Source organism: Mycetocola sp. Y171, assembly GCF_056713165.1.
This window is the reverse complement of the sequence record NZ_JBWYGX010000001.1, coordinates 659,831-677,567: the sequence shown is the minus strand read 5'-3', so window position 1 is coordinate 677,567 and position 17,737 is coordinate 659,831. Positions and strand designations below refer to the sequence as shown.

Annotated in this window: 17 protein-coding genes; 15 read left to right on the top strand and 2 right to left on the bottom strand. The window is 66.9% G+C overall.

Going from position 1 to position 17,737, the window contains the following annotated elements; genetic code table 11:
- Positions 1–15 precede the first annotated feature (15 nt).
- The 11 genes from AC1M2K_RS03195 (at position 16) to AC1M2K_RS03145 (ending at position 13,192) form a co-directional block, all read left to right on the top strand.
- Entirely contained in the window at positions 16–927 is a 912-nt protein-coding gene (locus AC1M2K_RS03195; protein WP_480239817.1) for a carbohydrate ABC transporter permease, read from the top strand.
- Between the two features lie 11 nt (positions 928–938).
- Positions 939–1,910, top strand: a complete 972-nt coding sequence (locus AC1M2K_RS03190; protein ID WP_480237971.1) for a carbohydrate ABC transporter permease — start codon at positions 939–941, stop codon at positions 1,908–1,910.
- A 3-nt stretch (positions 1,911–1,913) separates the two neighbouring features.
- A complete protein-coding gene (locus AC1M2K_RS03185; protein WP_480239816.1) occupies positions 1,914–3,239 on the top strand; it encodes an arabinan endo-1,5-alpha-L-arabinosidase in 1,326 nt (441 codons plus the stop codon).
- A complete protein-coding gene (locus AC1M2K_RS03180) occupies positions 3,236–3,916 on the top strand; it encodes a YesL family protein (protein ID WP_480239815.1) in 681 nt (226 codons plus the stop codon). Before AC1M2K_RS03185 ends, AC1M2K_RS03180 begins: the two co-directional genes overlap by 4 nt.
- A 111-nt stretch (positions 3,917–4,027) precedes the next feature.
- Positions 4,028–5,539 (top strand): arabinosylfuranosidase ArfA, encoded by a 1,512-nt coding sequence (gene arfA, locus AC1M2K_RS03175; RefSeq protein WP_480239814.1) that lies wholly within the window; start codon positions 4,028–4,030, stop codon positions 5,537–5,539.
- Between the two features lie 68 nt (positions 5,540–5,607).
- On the top strand, positions 5,608–6,564 hold the full coding sequence (locus AC1M2K_RS03170; protein ID WP_480239813.1) for an arabinan endo-1,5-alpha-L-arabinosidase: 957 nt from the start codon (positions 5,608–5,610) through the stop codon (positions 6,562–6,564).
- 90 nt (positions 6,565–6,654) lie between these two features.
- Positions 6,655–7,368, top strand: a complete 714-nt coding sequence (locus AC1M2K_RS03165) for a phosphatase PAP2 family protein (RefSeq protein ID WP_480239812.1) — start codon at positions 6,655–6,657, stop codon at positions 7,366–7,368.
- Positions 7,365–8,138, top strand: a complete 774-nt coding sequence (locus tag AC1M2K_RS03160) for a hypothetical protein (RefSeq protein WP_480239811.1) — start codon at positions 7,365–7,367, stop codon at positions 8,136–8,138. Before AC1M2K_RS03165 ends, AC1M2K_RS03160 begins: the two co-directional genes overlap by 4 nt.
- A 101-nt stretch (positions 8,139–8,239) precedes the next feature.
- Positions 8,240–9,349, top strand: a complete 1,110-nt coding sequence (gene menC / locus AC1M2K_RS03155; protein WP_480239810.1) for an o-succinylbenzoate synthase — start codon at positions 8,240–8,242, stop codon at positions 9,347–9,349.
- Between the two features lie 300 nt (positions 9,350–9,649).
- Positions 9,650–10,912, top strand: a complete 1,263-nt coding sequence (locus AC1M2K_RS03150; RefSeq protein ID WP_480239809.1) for an FAD-binding protein — start codon at positions 9,650–9,652, stop codon at positions 10,910–10,912.
- A gap of 180 nt (positions 10,913–11,092) precedes the next feature.
- The gene (locus AC1M2K_RS03145; protein WP_480239808.1) at positions 11,093–13,192 is read left to right on the top strand and encodes a helicase HerA-like domain-containing protein; all 2,100 of its coding nucleotides are present in this window, start codon (positions 11,093–11,095) and stop codon (positions 13,190–13,192) included.
- A gap of 56 nt (positions 13,193–13,248) precedes the next feature.
- On the opposite strand, the gene AC1M2K_RS03140 is transcribed toward AC1M2K_RS03145, so the two are convergent.
- Entirely contained in the window at positions 13,249–14,061 is an 813-nt protein-coding gene (locus AC1M2K_RS03140) for an aminoglycoside phosphotransferase family protein (protein ID WP_480239807.1), read from the bottom strand.
- A 77-nt stretch (positions 14,062–14,138) separates the two neighbouring features.
- Here AC1M2K_RS03140 and AC1M2K_RS03135 point away from each other — a divergent pair, with 77 nt between their 5' ends.
- Entirely contained in the window at positions 14,139–14,540 is a 402-nt protein-coding gene (locus AC1M2K_RS03135; protein ID WP_480237960.1) for a VOC family protein, read from the top strand.
- Positions 14,541–14,575: 35 nt separating this feature from the next.
- Positions 14,576–15,163 (top strand): N-acetyltransferase family protein, encoded by a 588-nt coding sequence (locus AC1M2K_RS03130; RefSeq protein WP_480239806.1) that lies wholly within the window; start codon positions 14,576–14,578, stop codon positions 15,161–15,163.
- Here AC1M2K_RS03130 and AC1M2K_RS03125 read toward each other — a convergent pair.
- Positions 15,160–15,705, bottom strand: coding sequence for a hypothetical protein (locus AC1M2K_RS03125; protein ID WP_480239805.1), 546 nt, complete (start codon positions 15,703–15,705; stop codon positions 15,160–15,162). The two genes, AC1M2K_RS03130 and AC1M2K_RS03125, sit on opposite strands and share 4 nt — an antisense overlap.
- Before the next feature lie 263 nt (positions 15,706–15,968).
- Between AC1M2K_RS03125 and AC1M2K_RS03120 the strand changes: the two genes are divergently transcribed.
- Both AC1M2K_RS03120 and AC1M2K_RS03115 read left to right on the top strand, forming a co-directional pair.
- Entirely contained in the window at positions 15,969–16,538 is a 570-nt protein-coding gene (locus AC1M2K_RS03120; protein ID WP_480239804.1) for a potassium channel family protein, read from the top strand.
- A 31-nt stretch (positions 16,539–16,569) separates the two neighbouring features.
- On the top strand, positions 16,570–17,718 hold the full coding sequence (locus AC1M2K_RS03115; protein WP_480239803.1) for an epoxide hydrolase family protein: 1,149 nt from the start codon (positions 16,570–16,572) through the stop codon (positions 17,716–17,718).
- Positions 17,719–17,737 lie beyond the last annotated feature (19 nt).

Genomic DNA, 17,737 nt, shown 5'->3' with positions numbered 1-17,737 from the left:
CAAGGAAGATCTCTGATGACAGCGACATCGACAACGACGAACCGTCGTTCCCGGCTCCACCGCAGGGAGAACCTGGCTGCGCTCGGCTTCGTCGCCATCCCGCTGATCGGGTTCCTGCTTTTCACTCTCTACCCGCTGCTGTTCAGTGTGTACGCCTCGTTCACCAGCTGGAACGGACTCGGCGACCCCACGTTCAACGGGATCGCGAATTACATCCAGATGTGGAACGACCCCTACTTCGCCAAGGCGATGTGGAACACCTTCTTCATGATGATCGGCATCCCGGTCGGTCTCGTCATATCGCTCGTCCTCGCGCTGGCACTCAACCGCAAGATGCGCGGGACCACGTTCTTCCGCACCGTGTACTACGTGCCGGTGATCTCTTCCATCGCCGCGGTGGCCATCCTCTGGCAGTGGGCGTTCAACGGTGACTTCGGTCTCGTCAACCAGACCCTCGCGCTCGTCGGCATCGACGGCCCGAACTGGCTGATGGACACCGCGACGGTCAAGCCGGCGCTCATCATCATGGCCGTCTGGAAGGGCCTCGGCTACTCGATGCTGCTCTACCTGGCCGCCCTCCAGTCCGTGCCGAGGCACCTCTACGAGGCAGCGGCTCTCGACGGAGCGAACACCTGGCAGCAGTTCAGGAACATCACCCTCCCGATGGTGCGCCCTGTCACCTTCTTCCTCGTGGTGACGAGCATCATCGGCGGATCTCAGATCTTCATCGAGATCAACATCATGACCCCGACCGGTGGGCCTGAATTCTCCTCCGCCAGCATCGTCTGGTACATCTGGCAGAAAGCCTTCAGCCAACTGCAGATGGGGTACGCGTCGAGCATGTCCATCGTGCTCGGACTGATCATCCTGGTCATCACGATCATCCAATTCCGGCTCAACCGCCGCAACCAGTTCTCGATCGACTGAGGCAGGCAACCATGTCGTCAATCACGTCAACCACGCCACCCGTCACCCCGGCGGTGGGGCCGGGCGCCCTCGGAATCCCTCCGCTCACCCCCACGGACGGGCTGCCAGGACCCGCTCCACGGGCCAACGAGAAAAAGCCCCTGTCGACGAAGGGCCGCTACGCCCTCGGCAACGTTCTCGTCACGCTCCTGCTTTCCGCCGGCGCCATCGTCATGGTCGCGCCGCTGGTGTGGACGTTCTCCACGTCGCTCAAGACCCGCGACAGTGTCTTCGCACTCCCGCCGCAGTGGATCCCCGACCCGGTGATCTGGGACAACTACATCCGGGTCTGGACGGCCGGCCCGCTGCTCAGCGGCATCCAGAACAGCCTCATCGTCGCCTGCTCGGTCACCATCGTCGGTTCCCTGGTGTCTGCCATCGCCGCGTTCGCCTTCGCGAAAATGCGGATGCCGTTCAAGAACGTCATCTTCCTCGGGCTGCTGGCCGGGCTGATGATCCCGTTCCCGACCATCATGATCCCGCAGTTCATGGTGTTCGCCGAGATCGGCTGGGTCGACACCCTGCTGCCCCTGATCGTGCCGGGGCTGTTCGGCAACATCATCATGATCTTCTTCCTCAAGCAATACCTGGCCACAGTCCCGGACTCGATCATCGAGGCCGCGAAACTCGACGGTGCCTCGTACCTGCAGATCTTCTTCACGCTGATCTTCCCGGCCATCAAGCCGGCGCTCGCGGCCCAGTTCATCCTCTGGTTCATGGCGGTCTGGAACGACTACCTCGCACCGATCATCTACCTGAACACGCCGGAGAAGCAGACGCTGCAGCTCGTCATCGCGAACTTCAACGCCGCGTACGCCATCCAGACCGACTATCCGCTGATCATGGCCGCGTCGTTCATCGCACTGCTGCCCGTGCTCGTCGTGTTCGTCATCTTCCAGCGCCAGATCATCGAATCCGTCGCCCTCACCGGCGCGAAGGGCTGAGTCATGTCACTCGCAGACGCGCTGACGAGCGCCAGGCCCGAACCCACCGGCGATCCACAAGCATGGGGAGCAAGGCACGCCCACGACCCGACGGTCGTCCGAGGCGACGACGGCACCTGGTACATGTTCTCGACGGATGCCGTCGCGAACGCCGCCGACATCCCATCAGGTGTGCACGTGCGGACGTCGAGCGACCTCGTCACCTGGACATTCGTAGGCACCGCTCTCGATGGTGTGCCTCCGTGGGCGTTCGAGTTCACAGGCGCTCCTGGTCTCTGGGCTCCTGAGGTGGTGCGCTGGCCTGGTGACGAGCCGCGCTGGCACATGTACTACTCGGCCTCCACCTTCGGGTCGAACACGTCGGTGATCGGGCTGGCCGTTGCATCCGACCCCACCGGCCCATGGACCGACCACGGCGTCGTCGTTGCCACTCGGGCGGGAGAGACCACGCAGAACGCCATCGACGCCGCTGTCGCCTTCGACAGGGACGGGTCGCCGTGGCTCACCTACGGGTCGTTCTTCTCCGGCATCCACATCCTCCGGCTCGATGCAGCGACCGGCCTGCCGGTGACGCCGGGCGACCTCGGCACGGTCATCGCCCGGCGGCCGCGGTCGGTCGATCGCGCCATCGAGGGGGCGTACATCGTGTACCGGGCCGAAGAGGACCGGTTCGTGCTCTTCGTCTCCTATGACTCGCTGTTCTCCACCTACCACGTGCGTGTCGCCGTAGCCGGGCAGATCGCCGGTCCGTATCTCGACGCGAACGGCCGTGTGATGACCGACCTCGACGCCGATCCGACGAGCACCGGCACAAAGGTTCTCGGCAGCTACCGCTTCGGAGCCGACACCGGCTGGCTCGCCCCGGGGCACAACTCGATCCTCACCGAACTCGGCGCCGACGGTGACGAGTACTTCATGGTCCACCACGTTCGGTTCGCCGATGACCCGACCCAACACGTCGTCCAGCTGCGACGGGTCTACTTCACGGATGCCGGCTGGCCGGTCGTCTCGCCGCAACCGTTCGCGGGTGTCGAGCGAGAGTCGCTCACCGAACCGGTGCGGATCGACGGAATCTGGCGCGTGCTCCGTCTCGACCCCGCGTCGACAGACCTCGTCGATGCCGTCGCGCTGCCGGTGACCGTCCCGGATGAGCCCGGCCGTCTGGCGAGCGGGCGGGCTGAGCACGTGCGCCTGCGCGTCGGCGCCGTCGACCTCGATGCCATGGTGTTCGGCTCGTTCGACTGGGCTCACGGGCGTGCGGCGCTGTCGTTCGCCGGGATCGACGCCGACGGTGTCGCGTGGCAGGGCACAGCGGGGGAGCCGTCATGAACGATGCCGAGATCGGCTGGGCCGGCCGGGTGATGGTGTGGCTCCGGTTCGGCGTCGCCCTCGTCGTGCTCAACCTGCTGTTCGTGGCGGGCACGCTCGCCGGACTCGTCGTGTTCGGCCTGTTCCCTGCTGCAGTGGCGACGTCTGTCGTCGCCGCACGGATGCGCGCAGGTGTGCCTCCCGATTCCCTCGTTCGCGACTTCATCGCCGCGTACCGCGGCCAGTTCAGGCACCTTGCCGTCGTGGCCATTCCGTTCCACCTCGCCGCGATCGTGATCGCCCTCGACCTCGTCGCGTTCCAGACGCTGGCGGCGTCGGGTTCCGCGCTGGCGACCGTCCTGCTCGCCGTCTTCGTGGCATCCGGCATCACCATGCTCCTCGCAGCGCTCGCCGCCGTCTCGATCTGCGCCCGCTACCGCGCCACCGCCCGTGCCACCTGGCGGTACGCCGTCGCCCTGCCGCTGATCTCGCCTGGGATGAGCGTGTCCGTGCTGATCAGCCTGGGCGTGCTCGCCTACCTGCTGATGGCGTTCGGTGTTCTCGTGCCACTCGTCGGAGCATCCGCGCCGCTGTTTATCGCGGGCTGGCTTCTCGACACCCGGCTCACCCGGCTCGCGGGGGGCGAGGCGTCAGTATCGCTTCGCCAGCCGCGGGTCGCCGGGATGAACGGAATCTGAGCCGTCCGAACCATCCAGACCACTCGCGCAACACGCTTGACCCCACGACCACCATCCCACCACTATGGACTCAACCGTATTACTACGTTGTAAAGAAAAGGACCGAACCGCGTGACCACCGCATCCATCGCCATCGACCGCACCGCTGTCGTCGCTCCGCTCAATCGACGGATCTTCGGATCGTTCGTCGAGCACCTCGGCCGTTGTGTCTACGACGGAATCTACGAGCCAGGCCACCCGACTGCGAACGAGGACGGCTTCCGTCTCGACGTCGTCGAACTCGTCAAGGAACTCGGCTCGACCACCATCCGCTACCCCGGCGGCAACTTCGTCTCCGGCTACCGCTGGGAAGACGGCGTCGGCCCGCGCGAGAACCGTCCGGTCCGCCGCGACCTCGCCTGGCACGCCCTCGAATCGAACCAGGTCGGTACCGATGAGTTCGCCCGCTGGTGCAAACTCACCGGGTCGGAATTGATGATGGCCGTCAACCTCGGCACTCGCGGCATCGAAGCCGCCCTCGACCTGCTCGAGTATGCCAATCACCCCTCAGGCACGGCGCTCAGCGACCAGCGCATCGCCAACGGCACGCCAGAGCCGCACGGCATCAAAATGTGGTGTCTCGGCAACGAGATGGACGGCCCGTGGCAGACCGGCTACATGACCGCAGACGACTACGGCAAGATCGCCGCCCGCACCGCCCAGGCGATGAAGGCCGCGGACAAGACGCTCGAACTCGTGGTCTGCGGCTCGAGCGGATCGGCGATGCCCACCTTCGGCGACTGGGAACGCACCGTCCTCGAGCACAGCTACGAGCACGTCGACTACATCTCCTGCCACGCCTACTACCAGGAGCGCGGCGGCGACCTCGACTCCTACCTGGCGTCGTCGCTCGACATGCAGTACTTCATCGAGACCGTCGTCTCCACCGCAGACCACGTGGGCAACAAGCTCCGCAGCACGAAGAAGATCCAGCTCTCCTTCGACGAGTGGAACATCTGGTACCTCGACGAGCACCAGGCCTCTGACGAGGTGAACGAGGGCTGGGAGTTCGCTCCGCGCCAGCTCGAGGACGTCTACTCGGTGGCGGATGCCGTCGTGCTCGGCAACCTTCTCATCACGCTGCTGAAGAACCACGACCGCGTCGGGTCGGCGTCGCTCGCCCAGCTCGTCAACGTCATCGCCCCGATCATGACCGAACCGGGCGGAGCGGTGTGGCGCCAGACCACGTTCTTCCCGTTCTCGGTGACGTCGCGGCTGGCCCGCGGCGAGGTGCTCCGCCCGCGCATCGACGTCGGAACGTACCCGACGAAGGTCCACGGTCGCGCGCCTCTCGTCGACGCGGTCGCGACGACGGATGCCGACAGCGGCACGAGCGCGGTGTTCCTCGTGAACCGCAGCCAGACCGAGTCGATCACGGTGACCATCGACGTCTCCGACCTGGCGGCATCCGCTGTCACCGAGGCCGTCACTCTCCACGACGACGACGTGTACGCGAAGAACACGCTCGAGAACCAGAACCGGGTCGGACTGCGCGACCTCGATGGCGTCGTACTCGAGGAGGGCACGCTCACGGTCACGCTGCCTCCCGTCTCCTGGTCGGCTCTGGCGCTGGCTCAGGCCTGATCGAGATGACAGTTTCGCACTCACGAACGCCGTCCGGGCGCTGGTTGGGTGCGAAACTGCCATCTCGCGTGGCGGCGCTGGTGCTGGTGGCCCTTCTCAGCGGATGCTCCGCGACCGCGACCGCGCTCGATGAACCGGTGGGCGACGTGTACACGCACGACCCGGCGCTCGTCGCCGGCGAGGGCGGCGACTCGTGGTTCGTCTACTCCACAGGGAGTGGGCAGACCGCGGACGGGAACATCCAGATCCGGCGCTCGGACGACGGGGTCGACTGGGAGTATGCCGGAGAGGTCTGGCAGGAGAAACCGGACTGGCTCAGCGAGGCCGTGCCCGGCGTCGACAACCTGTGGGCGCCCGAACTCTACGAGCACGACGGCACGTGGTACCTCTACTATTCGGCGTCGACCTTCGGGAGCAACCTCTCGGTGATCGCCCTGGCCACGAACACGACGATCGATCCGGATGCCGCCGGTTACGAGTGGGTGGACCGCGGCGTCGTGATCTCGTCGGAGGGCGCCGACTTCAACGCCATCGACCCGGGGATCGTGGAGGACGCCGATGGCACACCGTGGTTGAGTTTCGGTTCATTTTGGAGCGGACTGCGGATGGTCGAACTGGCGTGGCCGGACGGCCTCCGTGCCTCGGATGCCGATCCGCTCCGACTCGCCGACCGGCAGTCGCCGCCGAACGCGATCGAGGCGCCGTACATCCTGCACCACGACGGGTTCTACTACCTCTTCTTCTCCCGCGACTTCTGCTGCCAGGGCGCCGACAGCACCTACAACATCGCCGTCGGACGGTCAGCGGAGGTGACGGGCCCGTACCTCGACGCCGACGGAGTGGCGCTCATGGACGACGGCGGCACGGTGGTGCTCGGGACAGACGGGGCGAAGATCGGGCCAGGCGGACAGTCGGTGTCAGACGGCATCCTCGCGTATCACTTCTACGATGCCGAACTCGACGGAGCATTCCGGCTGGGGCTGGCGCGGCTGGACTGGGAGGATGGCTGGCCGGTGGTGCGCTGATCGCCGGACGGGCAGGCGCACACGCTCGCAGCTTCTGTCAACGCCCCGGATCGATGGGCGATCCGGCGTCGTTCAGGGCATGATTGATGAATGTCAGAACAACGCACCGATCCGGCACAGCAGGCCGACCCATCCGCCAAGCGCGTTGCCAGCCACTGGCCGTACATCTCAGGGGGCATTGCGGTCGCCCTCGGCATACTCCTCGCCTTCCTGATCGTGCAACGCGGAAACTCCATCCCGTTCGAACTCGACTCGGAATGGAGCGAAGAGGTCTTCGATGAAGACCGGCTGCCGTTCCTCGAGTGGATCTCCTACGGGATGAACTGGCTCGGAGGAGGGCTGTTCGCGTCGTTCATTCTGCCGCTCCTCATCGTCATCGTGCTGTTGATCATCAGACGCCCGTGGTCGGCGCTCTTCTTCGCACTCTGTTCACTCGTCAGCGTCGGCGTTGTGCAGCTTCTCAAGAGCGTCGTCGACCGCGCCCGCCCGGAGGAGATGCTCGTGGTGAGTGATGCCGGCTCGTTCCCGTCCGGGCACGCCGCCAACGCCGCGACGATGGCCGTCGCTCTCGGCATCATCTTCCCAAAGGTCTGGGTGTGGGTGGCAGGAGCTATCTGGGTCGCCCTGATGATGTTCTCGCGCACCTACCTCGGCGTGCACTGGCTCACAGACACCATCGGAGGGGCGCTCCTCGGGGCTGGGGTCGTCCTCATCCTCTGGGCGCCGTTCGCCGCCAAGATCTCAGGAGAGCCGATACGCAAGAAATCACCCGCCGTCGATGACAGCAGGGAGCCGGTGGCGTGACGACGGCCAGGGACCAGGCGGATGCCGCCGCACGCGACAGTGCGACCGTCATCCGGTCAGCGGCCAGCCTCGCTGACTACGCCGAGATCTGCCGCCTGCTCGATGCCACATGGGGCAGGGGTGCAGGGGCGGATCCGTCGTTCATCCAGGCGATCGCCCACGCCGGCAACACCGTGCTCCTCGCCGAGCGCGACGGCGTCCTGATCGGCACCGTCGTCGGCGTGCTGGGCTGGGACGGTGGACTCCACGTCCACTCCCATGTCGCAGCAGTGACGCCGTCCGCGCGCGGTGGAGTCGGCTTCGCCCTCAAACTGGCGCAACGCGCACTCGCACTCGACAACGGCGTGAGCGAGATCCGGTGGACCTACGACCCGCTGATCCGCCGCAACGCCCACCTCAACCTCGACAAGCTCGGGGCGACGGTGATCGCCTACCATCCCGACTTCTATGGGCGGCTCGACGACGCCATCTCAGGCGCCGACCGCAGCGACCGGTTCGAGGTGAGCTGGCAGCTCGATTCGCCCGAGGTGCTCGAATCGATCGCCCGCTCGCTGGATCGCGCGGGACCGATTTCCACCTGGACCGGCCCTGACGTGCCGGCGCATGATCACGGCATCCGGTTCGAACTGCACCCGGACTTCGAGTCCTTCCGCCGTGACGATCCGGATGCCGCCGCCGAGTTCAGGGACGCGTCCCGTGCCGTCTTCGGGCCGGCATTCGACGAGGGCCTGTCGGTGGAGTTCGTGCATGGGGGCTATGTGTTCGTGTAGCGCGCTACACGATCAGCCGGGGCGGGATGGTTCCTGAGCATGTCGAAGGGCGGTTCCTGAGCAAGGTCGCTAGCGACAGCGTCGAAGGATAGGGTCGGCAGATGAAGGTCGAGTCGATTGAACTGCACCGGATCGGGATGCCACTCGTGCGCCCGTTCGAAACGAGTTTCGGACGCGAGACGGAACGCGACGTGCTGCTCGTCCACCTCCGCACCGATGGCGGCGACGGCTGGGGCGAGTGCGTGGCGGGCGCGTCACCCGGCTACAGCTCTGAATACGTCGACGGCTGCGCCCACGTCATCGAGCACCACCTCGCACCGCTCCTCTTCTCGGCGCCCGACCTTCGCGCGGCCGACCTCGAGAGGCTGTTCTCCCCGGTCGTCGGTCATCGCATGGCCAAGGCGGCGCTCGAGGCGGCCGTCCTCGATGCCGAGCTGAGGGCATCCGGAACCAGCTTCGGCGAGAGGCTCGGAGCCGTCCGCACCGAGGTGGACTGCGGTGTCTCGGTCGGCATCAGCACGTCGATGGACGAGCTGCTCGACGAAGTGCGGGGCTACGTCGACGCCGGATACCGACGGATCAAGCTCAAGATCAAACCGGGCTGGGACGTCGAACCGGTCAGGAGGGTGCGCGAACTGATCGGCGCGGATGCCCTGCTGCAGGTCGATGCCAACACCGCGTACACCCGCGACGACATCGCCCACCTCAGGCGACTCGACGCCTGGAACCTCCTCCTGATCGAGCAGCCGTTCGACGAGGAGGACATCGCCTCGCACGTCGCGCTCGCCGCAGCAATCGAGACTCCGGTCTGCCTCGACGAGTCCGTCGTCTCGGCCGGTGTTGCCGTCGACGCGATCGAACGGGGGGCGACGTCGATCATCAACATCAAGCCGGGGCGCGTGGGTGGATACCTCCCTGCGGTCGCGATCCACGACGTCTGCGTCGAGCTCGGCATCCCTGTCTGGTGCGGTGGGATGCTCGAGACGGGCGTCGGGCGGGCGATGAACGTCGCGCTCGCTGCGTTGCCCGGATTCACCCTGCCAGGAGACACGAGCGCCTCGGACCGGTACTACGCCGAGGACCTCACCGAGCCGTTCGTTCTGCGCGACGGACGACTCACCGTCCCCACCGGGCCGGGCTCGGGGGTCACGGTGCGCACCGAGCTGGTCACGGCATGGGCCCGCCGGACGCCGACGAAGCTGCGCCCCTAGGAGACATGCACTCACCTGTTCCGGACGCACTCGCCCGGCACGCGGCGTGAGGAGGCCCGCATCGAGTGAGGAGGCCGACCGCGGCATCCGCGCTCGTCCGGCCGCCCCGTCGTCACAAACGAGCCCGCACCCGGTGTGGGCCGACGGGGATGCCCCGATTACCGGCACAATGGACGTGGCACTCGTGCCGCAATTCCGCTGGGCGATCGTGGCCCTGGCGGATGCGCATCCGGCTGCCGACGACCTGAACCCCTCGCTCGCGGAGGGACGAACCGCGCCACAGGCGCAGGAAAGGCAACTGTGACAAGCGTCATCGGCACGAACTGGTCCGGGAATCACGCCTATCGCGCGGCGCGCATCGAAGCTCCGGCGAGCGTGGACGACGTTCAGCGGCTGCTCCGCGGCGCGACGGCCGTGCGTGCTCTCGGCACCCGGCACTCGTTCAACACCATCGCCGACTCCGCCGACCTGCTGATCTCCACAGAGCTGTTGCGGTCTGCGCCATTCATCAACGCGAAGGACCGCACCGTGACGGTGGGTGCAGGCATCCGCTACGGCGACCTCGCGTCGGAGCTGCAGGCATCCGGGTGGGCGCTGCCGAACCTGGCCTCCCTGCCGCACATCTCGGTCGGAGGGGCCATCGCCACAGGGACCCACGGCTCGGGCAACCGGGTCCCGTCGCTCGCGGCCTCCGTCGCGGGGCTCGAGCTTGTGCTCGCGTCCGGCGACGTGCTCCAGCTCAAGCGTGGGGATGCCGATTTCGACGGAGCCGTCGTCAGCCTCGGCGCGCTGGGCATCGTCACGCGGGTGACCCTCGACATCGAGCCGACCTTCGACATCGAGCAGTCCGTGTTCGAAGGGCTGGCGTTCGAGGCCGTCGAGGCCAATTTCGATGCCATCACCGGCGCCGCGTACAGCGTCTCCCTCTTCACCACGTGGCGGAACCCCGACGTGCTCGACCAGGTCTGGCTGAAGCGACGGTCCGGGGTGGATGCCGCTGCACCATCCGACCTGTTCGGTGCCGTCGCGGCGCCGGCCGACCGGCATCCGCTGCCCGGAATCTCCGCCGTCAACTGCACCGCCCAGATGGGCGTGCCGGGAGCCTGGCTGGACCGGCTGCCGCACTTCCGGCTCGACTTCACCCCGTCGAACGGTGAGGAACTGCAGTCGGAGTTCCTCGTGCCGCGGCGCTATGCCGTCGACGCTCTGCGCGCCGTGCGTTCGCTCGCCGGCCGGATCGCGCCGCTGCTGCAGGTGTGCGAGGTGCGTACGTTCGCCGCTGACACGCTCTGGCTGAGCGGTGCGTACGAGACCGATGCTGTCGGCATCCACTTCACCTGGCTGAAGCAGCAGCCGGAGGTCGAGGCACTGCTTTCCGAGATCGAGGAGGCGCTCGCGCCGTTCTCGGCGCGGCCGCACTGGGGCAAGCTGTTCTCCGCCGATACCGCATCGCTGGAGCGGGTGTACCCGCGGATCGGTGACTTCCGGGCTCTGGCCGCGCGGCTGGATCCGTCTCGTGTATTCGTGAACGAGTTCCTCGAGCGGACCCTGCTGCCCGCCTGACCTGTCGAAGTGCTGGTGGTGGCGTTCCCAACTTCGGAGTTTTCGGCCGCGCCGGGGCCTGCCGGCGGTCGTATCGGACCGATCCGCCGCGATTCTCCGCAGTTGTGAACGGTGCTGCCGGCGAAAGGCGGTCCGCTGCAACCCCTGCGGTCCGATCCTGGCGGTGGCTAGGCTCGAGCCATGAGCGACGCCTCCGAACAGACAGATCCCCTCGCCGCTGCCCGAGCCGAGGCAGCCGCCCTCGCTGAGGCGGCCGAGCAGGCCCAGGCGGCAGCGGCAGCCGCGCTCAAACGCCTCGAAGACGCAGCGGCTGCGGCGAAGGCCGACGCCGAAGCGAAGTCGCAGGCGACCGTCGACCAGGCACAAGCTGACGGCAGGGCCGCTACGGATGCCGCACACCTGGCAGCCGCCGAGGCGACCGCCGCAAAGGACCAGTCGACCCAGTCTGCCGCGACGGCAGCCGCAGACGCCTCCGCCGATGCCCGTGCAGCCGCAGACGCCACGACCGCCGCCGCGCGGGATGGCGCAGAGGCAGCGGCCGCTGCGACCACCGCGGCTGCGACCGGGCAGGCCGATGCTGCTGTATCCGCAGCGGCATCCGCTGCGCCTGATGAGTCCTCCGCGTCATCCGTTCCCGTCGCGACACCGGGCCCGCTCGGTCCAGACGACGTCGAGCGCATCCGCGCCGGCTACGCCTTCGACGGGCCGGCCCTGCAGATGGGCGCTCTCGTCAACGGCGACCCGAACCCGTCGGTCCAGGTACGGATCCCGCTCGCCATGATGAACAGGCACGGTCTCGTCGCGGGTGCGACGGGCACAGGCAAGACCCGCACCCTGCAGGGGCTCGCCGAGCAGCTCAGCGCCCACGGTGTCTCCGTATTCGCCGCAGACATCAAGGGCGACCTGTCAGGGATGGCTGTTCCGGGCGAAGGAACCGAGAAGCTCCTGAAGCGCACCGCAGGGATCGGTCAGGACTGGACCCCAGACGCCTTCCCCCTCGAGTATTTCTCCCTCGGTGGTGTCGGCAGGGGAGTGCCGATCCGGGCGACCATCGCCGGGTTCGGCCCGATTCTGCTGAGCAAGGTGCTGGGCCTCAACGACACGCAGGAGTCGAGCCTTGGCCTCGTCTTCCACTACGCCGACAAGGCCGGGTTGCCGCTCCTCGATCTCACGGACCTCCGTGCCGTGCTCAGCTTCCTCGCGAGCGACGAGGGCAAGGCCGAACTCAAGGACCTCGGCGGGCTGTCCGGCGCGACCGTCGGCGTCATCCTCCGAGAGCTCATCACGTTCGCCGACCAGGGCGCGGACGTGTTCTTCGGCGAACCCGAGATCGACACGGCCGAGTTCCTCCGTTCCACGGCAGACGGTAAGGGCGTCATCAGCCTGCTCGAGGTCCCGGGTGTCCAGGACAAGCCCGCGCTCTACTCGACGTTCCTGATGTGGCTGCTCGCGGACCTGTTCAACGACCTCCCCGAGGTCGGTGACCTCGACAAACCGAAGCTCGTCTTCTTCTTCGACGAAGCGCACCTGCTCTTCGCGGACGCCTCCAAGGACTTCCTCTCCCAGATCACGCAGACCGTGCGGCTGATCCGGTCGAAGGGGGTCGGCATCTTCTTCGTGACGCAGACGCCGAAGGATGTGCCAGGTGACGTGCTCGGGCAGCTCGGCTCCCGCGTGCAGCACCAGTTGCGGGCGTTCACTCCAGACGACGCCAAGGCGCTCCGTGCCACCGTCTCCACCTACCCGAACTCGGGCTACGACCTCGAGGAGACCCTCACCGTGCTCGGCACGGGCGAAGCCATCGTCACCGTGATGAACGAGAAGGGCGCGCCGTCACCGGTCGCCTGGACGCGGCTTCGGGCTCCTCAGGGACTGATGTCGCCGAGCCCGGACGCCTCGATCGACGCCGCCGTCGCGGCATCCACCCTTCTGCCCACCTATGGCACGCCGGTGGACCGGGAGTCGGCCCGCGAGGTCCTCGCCGCGAAGATGGAAGCGGCCAACCAGGCAGCGGCCGCTGAAGAGGAGGCACTAGCACGGGCCAAAGCCGAGGCCGAGTACGCGAAGCAGAAGGCCGCGATGGACAAGGCCCAGGCGGCAGCACAGAAGAAGGCGGATGCCGAATATGAGCGGCTGCTCAGGAAGACGCAGGGAACGACGCGGCGCACGACGTCCCGGTCGCAGAAGACCGTACTCGAAGAGGTGCTGACCTCCCGGGCGACGAAGACCATCCTCACCGGTGTCGTTGAGGGGATTTTCGGAACCCGCCGGCGGCGCTAGCGGTCGTTTCAGGAGGAATATCCGGGGGTCCATCGTCCATGCGTGGACAGACCCCGCTAATTTCCTCCCGAAACCAACCTCGCTTCGGCGAGTGCCCCGATCCGCAACGCCCGTCGTTCGTCGCCGGTGTTGCCGTCGGCCGCGAGCCAGCTGGCGCTGAGCCCGGTCCAGGCGACCGTCCACTCGAGCAACGACTCGGGCGGAATGCCGGCCAGGTCACTGATGAGCGCGACCCGTCGGTCGAAGTGCGCCTCGGCGAGACCCTGGCTCGGGTTGCAGAGGATGTTCGTGTAGTCGAACGCCCGATTGCCGACGAGGAACTTCGGGTCGATGGCGAGCGGTCCGCGCTCGCCGAAGTCGAGCACGTTGCCGTGGTGCAGGTCTCCGTGCAGCACGACTGCGTCTGAGTCGTCGAGCAGGCGTCGTGCGGTCGCGGCGGCTCGCCCGTAGAAGCTTCCGCGGTCGTTCGCGAACAGCGACTCGAACCAGATGCTGAGAGGGATCAGGTCGCCGGGGCGATCGGCGAACCGGCGGGTGGATGCCGCGTGCAGCGACGCGGCCACGTCGCAGAGGATCCGCGTCGCACGGTCGTCGTCCTGCCCGGCCAGGTCGACGAGTGACGCGCCACCCCACTCGAGGAGAGCGGCGTGATCATCGACCTCGAACACGCGGGCGGCGCCGTGGCCGTCCCACCAGTCGAGCAGGCGGCATCCCTTCGCCTCCTCCTCGATTCTGGCGACCTTCAGCATCGCAGGAACGTCGCCTCTGAGCACGGGCTGCAGGTGCGACGAGGGCGTGGAGAAGGCCCGGCCGGTCGGAGTGATACGCCAGCGCGTGAGGTAGTCCTCGAGGGTCGCCGGCTGCCACATGGTCCCAGCCTAGGAGGACGCCCACTCGACGGATGCCAGGCGACGTCCGGCCGGAGGGCGTTCGTATACTGAGGGGCATGACGGCGCCACAGATCTATGTCACGTTCCCCGGCACGGCGCGTGAGGCCCTCGGCTTCTACGCGGACGTTTTCGGCGGCGAGCTCTCCCTGTACACGAATGAAGATTTCGGCAGGAGCGACGGCTCACCCGACGCCATCGCTCACGGAGTTCTCTCCGGTGTGGTCGCTCTTTCGGGGTCGGATGCCGCACCGGGAGAGGCCAGCGTCCGGCTCGAGGGCGTCCGGCTCTCGTTGCTGGGAGCTGCAGAACCCGCCGTCCTCCACGAGTGGTTCGACAGGCTTTCCGTCGGCGGACAGGTGGTCGATCCCCTCGCCCCGAAGCCCTGGGGCGCCTCGGATGGCCAGGTCATCGACCGCCATGGGCTCCACTGGCTCGTCGGGTACGAACCGGAGAAATGACCGAGGTCCCGCCGCGGTTCCCTAAACTCGGACGGATGATGAACATCCGCCCGTACACTCCCGCCGACCGCGACGACGTCGCCGACATTTGCGTCCGCACCGGTGACAGCGGGCAGGATGCGACGGGGCTGTACTCCTCGGACGCCCTCCTTCCCGACATCTACGCGCTCCCGTACGTCGACCATGAGCCCGAGTTGGCGTTCGTCGTCGACGACGGACAGCGGGCGGTCGGCTACATCATCGGAACAGCGGACACGAGGGCGTTCGCCGCGTGGTTCAGCACCGAGTGGTGGCCCAGTGTCGTCGGTGGGCACACGGGCGACTCAGCTGCCGAGCGTTCCGTCGTCGCGTCGGCAGGAGACCCCGAGCGGATGCTCATCGACGCGGTTGACGAGTACCCGGCACACCTGCACATCGACCTGCTGCCCGAAGCGCAGGGGCGCGGCCTCGGGCGCAGCCTCGTTGAGACGCTCGCCGCTGCCCTCAACGCCAGGGGCGTTCAGGGGCTGCACCTCGTTGTCGGCACGAGCAACACAGCGGCTCAGGCGTTCTATCGCCGGGTCGGGTTCACCGAGCTCACTGCCGATGCGGACGGCGTCGTGATGGGAAAGAAGACCGCCTAGGGCATCCGGCTCGGGCGGCGTTCGAACCAATAGAGCATCTCGGGTCGGGTCGACTGCAGTTCGTCGAGCGTGACCGGGTGGTCGACGTGCTCGATCGGCGCCATCGTGAGGTGGGACGCGATCTGGTTGATGCTGTTCCTCGACCAGTACTCACCGCGCATGCGCAGCAGGGGCAGTCCACCCTTGTCGAGGACGAACATCTGCAGGCGAGACTGCGATGCCATCGTCCGGTGCATCTCCAGCATGACGACGCGGGCGATCGACTCGAGCGGGATACGCGTGGTGCCGAAGAAGAATCGCCGTTCGATCAGGTGCGTCGGAGTGACCCCGATACGCACCCGGAGGAAGCGAACCGTCGCGAAAGCGATCGCTGCCAGGACCACAGCCTGCGCCAGGAGGACCCACACCCAGGCTCCGGTCGGGATGGTGAGCCAGTACAACACGATGAGAATCGGCACGCTGAGAGCCAGCAATGCGACGATTCCCTGGGCGAGCAGCCCCTGGCGAACCCGCACAGACACCACAGTTCTATCGTCAGTCATGCTCATGTGTTGCGCCCCCGCTTCGGGTTTCATTCTGGTGCATAAAGTCCGGAAGGTGGTATCCACCCTTTGGGGGACGTATCGCGTGTCGGAATATCGTGACGAATCAGCATGCGCTCCCACACTCGGGGAGGGCTCACCGAATGAGGAGTCGCCTCTTCGCCTGCCGTCCGAGTCTTGCCCCGCTGAACCCCGCAGTCCTACCCTGAGGAGCTACCACCGCCGTCGCAGCCGGTGACCATCAGCCAGGAGGGAGGAACGCGATGACCGACACACCAGCCCAGGCGCTGTCGCCGGCGCAGCGTCGTCGGTTTCTCCTGCTCGGCCTGCTCCGCGCCCTGATCTCGGCCTCGGTTCTGGTCGCCCTGTATTTCCTGTTGCCGCTCGATGACTTCAGCCGTGTGTCTCTCGCCGTATCCCTCGTCATCGCACTGGTGCTGATCGTGACAGTGTTCGTCTTTCAGATCCGCGCGATCATGCGGGCGGATCATCCTGCGCTCAGGGCCGTCGAAGCGCTGGCCATCACTGCCCCGCTTTTCATACTCGTTTTCGCAGCCACCTATTTCCTCATGGAGAGCAGCGATCCGGCGAGCTTCAGCCCCGACGGGATGACGCGCATCGACTCGCTGTACATGACGGTCACGACGTTCGCGACCGTCGGCTTCGGTGACATCACGCCCACCAGTCAGTCGGCGCGAGTCATCGTGACGGTTCAGATGATCCTCAACCTGCTCGTCCTCGGCGGTGGTATCCGGGTCATCTTCGGCGCCGTCAACCGCAGCAGGCAGTCGAAGGCGCCGAATCCGAAGGTGGCCCCCGAGGAGCCCTCGTAGAGCCGACTTGCCGATCGATAGCATGAGTCCCATGCTGAGCTCGTCCTCTCGCCCGGAATCGTTCGTCGCCACGACATCCCCTGCGGCGCTCGAGGATCTCCGCGCGCGCCTGCGGGCGACCCGGTGGCCAGACGCGCCGGAGGATGCCGGGTGGACGCTGGGAACGGATGTGACCTCCCTCCGCGATCTGGTGGCCTACTGGCTGGACGGGTTCGACTGGTCGATGCACGAGGCGCAGCTCGCGCGGCTGCCGCGATTCCGGGCCACGATCGGCGGGCTTGGTATCCACTTCGTGCACGCACGGGCATCCGATTCAACGCGCCCGGCTCTGCCTCTCCTGCTCAACCACGGGTGGCCCGACTCGTTCTGGCGGTATTCGAAGGTTGTTCCTCTTCTCGTGGATCCCGGAGCCCACGGTGCCGACCCGGCCGACGCATTCGACGTGATCGTTCCTGACATGCCCGGGTTCGGGTATTCCGACCGCCCCACGGGTGCTCCACTGGCTTCGCCCGCGGTGGCCGGGTTGTGGTCAGAACTGATGACCGTGCTCGGTTATGAGCGTTTCGGTGCTGCCGGCGGCGACATCGGCAGCCATGTGAGCCGATACCTCGCGCTCGATCACCCGGAACGTGTTGTCGCAGTGCACCGCATGGATGCCGGGCTGCCCGTGTTCAGCGGAGACCCCGCTGAACTGTCGTCGGCGGAGCGGAACTGGTTCGCCGAAGTCTCGTCATGGGGCGCGAGCGAGGGCGCTTACGCGGCGATGCACCGGACAAAACCGCAGACGCTCGCGTTCGGCCTCACCGACTCACCCGTCGGGCTGGCCGCCTGGATCGTCGAGAAGCTTCGCGCGTGGAGTGACGGCGAGGACCGGTTCTCCAAGGACGAGATCCTGACGAACGTCATGATCTACTGGCTCACCGGGACCATCGGTTCGTCGATGCGGATGTACAACGCCAACGCCGGCATCCCGGTCGGGCAACTCGAACGACGGGTCGAGGTGCCGTCTGGTTTCTCCCTGTTCGCCGGGGACATCGTCCGGCCGCCGCGCGAGTGGGTCGAGCGGATGGCCAACGTCGTGCGTCTCACCGAGCCCGACCGAGGGGGCCACTTCGCGCCGTTCGAGGAACCCGAACTGTACGCGCAGGAGCTCAGGGACTTCTTCCGCCCGTTCAGGTAGTTGCGCGGCCCGGGTGCAG

Coding starts and splice junctions, on each gene's coding strand:
- AC1M2K_RS03195 (WP_480239817.1), top strand. CDS start 16: ATGACAGCGACATCGACAACGACGAACCGTCGTTCCCGGCTCCACCGC.
- AC1M2K_RS03190 (WP_480237971.1), top strand. CDS start 939: ATGTCGTCAATCACGTCAACCACGCCACCCGTCACCCCGGCGGTGGGG.
- AC1M2K_RS03185 (WP_480239816.1), top strand. CDS start 1,914: ATGTCACTCGCAGACGCGCTGACGAGCGCCAGGCCCGAACCCACCGGC.
- AC1M2K_RS03180 (WP_480239815.1), top strand. CDS start 3,236: ATGAACGATGCCGAGATCGGCTGGGCCGGCCGGGTGATGGTGTGGCTC.
- AC1M2K_RS03165 (WP_480239812.1), top strand. CDS start 6,655: ATGTCAGAACAACGCACCGATCCGGCACAGCAGGCCGACCCATCCGCC.
- menC (WP_480239810.1), top strand. CDS start 8,240: ATGAAGGTCGAGTCGATTGAACTGCACCGGATCGGGATGCCACTCGTG.
- AC1M2K_RS03145 (WP_480239808.1), top strand. CDS start 11,093: ATGAGCGACGCCTCCGAACAGACAGATCCCCTCGCCGCTGCCCGAGCC.
- AC1M2K_RS03140 (WP_480239807.1), bottom strand. CDS start 14,061: ATGTGGCAGCCGGCGACCCTCGAGGACTACCTCACGCGCTGGCGTATC.
- AC1M2K_RS03135 (WP_480237960.1), top strand. CDS start 14,139: ATGACGGCGCCACAGATCTATGTCACGTTCCCCGGCACGGCGCGTGAG.
- AC1M2K_RS03130 (WP_480239806.1), top strand. CDS start 14,576: ATGATGAACATCCGCCCGTACACTCCCGCCGACCGCGACGACGTCGCC.
- AC1M2K_RS03125 (WP_480239805.1), bottom strand. CDS start 15,705: ATGACTGACGATAGAACTGTGGTGTCTGTGCGGGTTCGCCAGGGGCTG.
- AC1M2K_RS03120 (WP_480239804.1), top strand. CDS start 15,969: ATGACCGACACACCAGCCCAGGCGCTGTCGCCGGCGCAGCGTCGTCGG.
- AC1M2K_RS03115 (WP_480239803.1), top strand. CDS start 16,570: ATGCTGAGCTCGTCCTCTCGCCCGGAATCGTTCGTCGCCACGACATCC.